Here is a 2,649-nt window from a genome sequence, read left to right as displayed (position 1 = left end):
GGGCCGGGCGGGGCGGGGGCACCGGGGCCCTCAGAGGAAGCTCACGCCCTGGGCCAGCGGCAGCTCGCCGCCGTAGTTGACCGTGTTGGTCGCCCGGCGCATGTAGGCCTTCCAGGAGTCCGAACCCGACTCGCGTCCGCCGCCGGTGTCCTTCTCCCCGCCGAAGGCGCCGCCGATCTCCGCGCCGGAGGTGCCGATGTTGACGTTGACGATCCCGCAGTCCGAACCGGCCGCGGACAGGAACCGCTCGGCCTCGGACTGGTCCTGGGTGAAGATCGACGACGACAGCCCCTGGGGCACGCCGTTGTGCAGCTCCACCGCCTCCTCCAGCGTGCGGTAGGGCATCACGTACAGGATCGGCGCGAAGGTCTCCTCGCGCACGACGGCGGTCTGGCCGGGCATGCGCACCACCGCGGGCTCGACGTAGTAGGCGTCGGCGGCCTCCTCCTCCAGGACCCGGGAGCCGCCGACCAGCACCTGGCCGCCCTCGGCCGCGGCGCGCTCCAGCGCCGAGCGCATCGCGGCGTACCCGCGCTCGCCCACCAGCGGACCCACCAGCGTCGACTCCGCGAAGGGGTCGCCGACGCGGTCGCGCAGCTGCTTGTAGGCGTCCACGATCCGCCGGGTGACCTCCTCGGCCACGTCCTCGTGCACGATGAGGCGGCGCAGCGTCGTGCAGCGCTGACCCGCCGTGCCCGCGGCGGAGAAGACGCTGCCGCGCACCACCAGGTCCAGGTCGGCGGAGGGGGCCACCACGGCCGCGTTGTTGCCGCCCAGTTCCAGCAGGTAGCGGCCCATGCGGGCGGCCACCCGGGGCGCCACCTCGCGGCCCATGGCGGTCGATCCCGTGGCCGACAGCAGGGCCACCCGGGGGTCGTCGGCCAGGGCCCGGCCGATCTCGCGGCCGCCCAGCACGACCCGGTGCAGACCCCGGGCGGGCGCGCCGACCTCCTGCGCCGCGCGCATGAGCAGGCCGTGGCAGGCCAGCGCGGTGAGCGGGGTCAGCTCCGAGGGCTTCCAGACCACGGTGTTGCCGCACACCAGGGCCACGCACGTGTTCCACGACCACACCGCCACGGGGAAGTTGAAGGCGGTGATCACGCCGACCACGCCCAGCGGGTGCCAGGTCTCCATGAGCCGGTGGCCGGGCCGCTCGGAGGGCATGGTGCGCCCGTACAGCTGCCGGGACATGCCCACGGCCAGGTCGCAGATGTCGATCATCTCCTGGACCTCGCCCAGGGCCTCGGAGCGGATCTTGCCCGCCTCGATGGTCACCAGCTCGGCCAGGTCGGCCTTGTGCTCGCGCAGCAGCTCGCCGAGCCTGTGGACGAGCTGCCCGCGCACCGGGGCGGGGGTGTCGCGCCAGGCGGCGAAGGCCTCCCGGGCCTCGGTGACGGCCTGCTCGACGTCGGCGGCGGACTCGTGGCCCAGGGCGAAGAGCTCCCGGCCGGTGATGGGCGACCTCGCCGCGCCGCCGGCCCCGGCCGGTTCCTGGGGCGCGGCGACGCGGCACCGGTCCAGGGCGGCCCGCGCGCGGTCGGCGAGGGAGGCGGTGGTGGGGAGGGCGGAAATCGGCATGTGCTGCTCTCTCCGTTGAGAGGAACGGGCGGTCACCTCACACCCTGCCAAGTCCGACCCCGCCGGTCCAGCCCCCGTGTCTCGTCGGCCGGACGCGCCGGACACGCCGTCCCCGGGGCGGTCGCGGGCGGCGTTAGACTCGGCTGGCCCCTCCCCCGGCGGCCCTCCCGACGCCCCTGAGACGGACAGCGACCCCCGTGCACCACCACACCACTCCCGAAGAGGACCGTGCCGGTCTCCCCGAGCCCCGCCTGGTCCTGACCCGCTCCGGTTTCGGCGCGGCCGAGCCCCTGTTCAGCGCCGATCTGCGGGCGAGCGCCGACCTCGCCCAGGCACGGGAGGCGGTCGCCGCGCACGCCTCCCGGCTGTGGACGGAGGCCGCCCGCGACGGCGCCGACGACCGCCCCCTGTACTGGGCGCGGCTGGTGCTCTCAGCCCGGCTGCGCTCCTGGCGGCCGGACTTCGCCGTGTCCGACGCCGACCGCGCCGACCTGCTGCACCTGCTGGAGACGGGCTCGCGCGGCATCGCCGACCTCGACTTCCCGCCGGGCGACCGGTGGGTGCGGGTGGTCGTGACCGGCTTCGACCCCTTCCGCCTGGACGAGGACCCGGCGTGCTCCAACCCCTCCGGCGCGGCGGCGCTGGACCTGAACGGGTGGACGTTCCCCGTGGGCGGGCGCACGGCCGTGGTGCGCACCGCGGTGTTCCCGGTGCGCTGGGCGGACTTCGACGCCGGGCTGGTGGAGGAGGCGCTGGCCGAGCAGCACCGGCGCGCGGACGCGGTGGTCACGCTCAGCCGCGGGCGGCCGGGCCGCTTCGACCTGGAGGTGTGGAACGGCGTCTGGCGCGGCGGGGGCGAGGACAACCTGCGGGTGTCGCGCACCGGCCGGGCACCGGTGCCGGGCCCCGGCGTCCCGGAGTGGACGCTCTCCTCGCTGCCCCACGAACGGATCCTGGCGGCGGTGCGGGAGGACCCCTACCCGGTGGTGGTCAACACCGAGGTGGCCGAGGCCGCGCCGGACGGCCGCGGGGTGGTGGTGCGCCCGGACGGCCCCACGGAGGGGTCGGCGG

At 75.9% G+C, this 2,649-nt stretch carries 2 protein-coding genes; one reads left to right on the top strand and one right to left on the bottom strand.

The genetic code is table 11. The annotated features are described in order from the left end of the window. Positions 1-30 precede the first annotated feature (30 nt). Positions 31-1,578, bottom strand: a complete 1,548-nt coding sequence (locus DQW06_RS11205) for an aldehyde dehydrogenase family protein (RefSeq protein WP_117198406.1) — start codon at positions 1,576-1,578, stop codon at positions 31-33. Positions 1,579-1,775: 197 nt separating this feature from the next. Between DQW06_RS11205 and DQW06_RS11200 the strand changes: the two genes are divergently transcribed. Then, a partial coding sequence (locus DQW06_RS11200) for a pyroglutamyl peptidase (RefSeq protein ID WP_117198405.1) occupies positions 1,776-2,649 on the top strand: 874 nt, incomplete at its 3' end.

The sequence above is a fragment of the Nocardiopsis sp. TNDT3 genome (assembly GCF_003427465.1).
GTDB classification, from domain to species: domain Bacteria; phylum Actinomycetota; class Actinomycetes; order Streptosporangiales; family Streptosporangiaceae; genus Nocardiopsis; species Nocardiopsis dassonvillei.
Note: the sequence above shows the minus strand (reverse complement) of the source record. Positions and strands in the feature narration are given on the sequence as shown.

Bases quoted from the DNA above. Each gene is read 5' to 3' on its own strand.
- DQW06_RS11205 (WP_117198406.1), bottom strand. From the start codon at position 1,578: ATGCCGATTTCCGCCCTCCCCACCACCGCCTCCCTCGCCGACCGCGCG.